The sequence below is a fragment of the Bacillus sp. JJ722 genome (assembly GCF_036963345.1).
Classification (GTDB): domain Bacteria; phylum Bacillota; class Bacilli; order Bacillales; family DSM-1321; genus Bacillus_AD.
On record NZ_JBALMO010000010.1, the window covers coordinates 8,915 to 10,579 of the forward strand.

At 36.4% G+C, this 1,665-nt stretch carries 1 protein-coding gene; it reads left to right on the forward strand.

Translation table 11 applies throughout. The features are described from left to right. The first annotated feature begins 142 nt into the window (after positions 1-142). Positions 143-1,648, forward strand: a complete 1,506-nt coding sequence (locus V7014_RS02020; protein ID WP_335503656.1) for a Na+/H+ antiporter NhaC family protein — start codon at positions 143-145, stop codon at positions 1,646-1,648. The last annotated feature ends 17 nt before the right edge of the window (positions 1,649-1,665 follow it).

The following is a 1,665-nucleotide window of genomic DNA, read 5'->3' on the forward strand; positions in this document are numbered from 1 at the left end:
GTGGGAGTCTTAGCGCCAGTTAGAACGGGGAAACTCCAATTAGTTCAAGAAAAACACACAAATTATATCATTTGTGCATCTATTCACAAATAATTTGTAGTGATATAATTTTATCTTGTTTACTATGGTTGGAGGAGATTAAATGGAATATTCTTTTTTAAGCATCATTCCCCCTATTATCATTATTGCATTGGTGATTTTCACTAGAAAAATCGTACTTTCTTTAGGAATTGGGATTGTTATTGCTGCTATTATTATTGAACAAGGTAATATTTTTCAAGCGATAACAACGATACTACAGGCGATTTTCAACCTATTTTATAGTGATGGGGAATGGAGTTCCGGAAATTTATATGTTCTTTCTTTTTTATTATTACTTGGAGCTTTAACAGGATTAATTGCAGCTCTTGGAGGAAACCGTGCTTTTGGTAATTGGATTGGTCGTCATATACATACAAAGCGTGGTGCACAATTAATGACGACAACATGCGGAGTGTCTCTGTTTCCAGATGATGTTTTTAGTATGTTTGTTACAAGTCAAATTACAGGCCCTGTGATCGATCATACGAAGGTACCTCGTACTAAATTAGCTTATCTTATACATTCTACCTCCGATCCAACTTGTGTTATATGTCCCCTTTCTAGTTGGGGTGCATATATTATAGGTATTCTTACAAGTATCTTTGCAACTTTACATATTACAGACAACCCACTTATCGCATTTTTAATTATTGCAACAACTAATTTCTATGCGTTATCTACACTGTTATTTGTCTTTTCATCAGCTGCTTTTGATATTAATATTGGCAAAATGAAACAACATGTTGCTATCAATGAACAGCATCATATTCCTACCAATACAACGAGAGGTACGGTTTGGGATTTGATTATTCCTATTGGTACATTAATCATCGGTGCTGTCACAACGATGATGATTACGGGGTATTTACATAGCGATAAGCCAACGATTATGTCTATATTCTCAAACAGTCAAGTGAGCTTATCACTCGTTATCGGTGCAGGACTAGCTACATTCGTCAGCTTTATATTATTTACTCGTCAAGTAATAGCCAAACAACAAACCTTTAATGATATCGGTTCGATTTTTAAAAACGGAATGAAGACAACTATTCCAGCGGTTGAGATCTTACTTTACGCTTGGGTTTTATCTAATTTCATCGAACAATTAGATACAGGCTCTTATTTAGCAGGTTTGCTCCAGCACCTTACAATATCATCTTCATTTTTACCGTTCTTATTCTTTATATTAACGGGTACAATGGCATTCGCAACTGGTACATCATGGGGCACTTTCGCTATTATGCTTCCTATTGCAGCACACATAGCTCAAGCTACCGATCCATCATTACTGTTCTTCTTAATGAGTGCAGTACTTTCAGGCTCCTTATTTGGAGACCATTGTTCACCTGTATCAGATACAACAACGGTTGCTTCTGCAGCTGCAGGTTGTTCACAGATTGATCACGTTGTCACGCAGCTACCGTACGCGTTAATATGTGCGAGTATTAGTGCTATTTCATTCTTACTCTTAGGGCTTACAGGAATGAGATGGCTACCATATGTATTCATACTGGTAGCCATCGGTCTACTAATCTTTTATTTCAAAAGAAAAAGCCAAGAAACTTAGGCACTGACCTAAAAAAA

Excerpts from the sequence above, each read along its gene's own strand:
- V7014_RS02020 (WP_335503656.1), top strand. The coding sequence starts at position 143 with ATGGAATATTCTTTTTTAAGCATCATTCCCCCTATTATCATTATTGCA.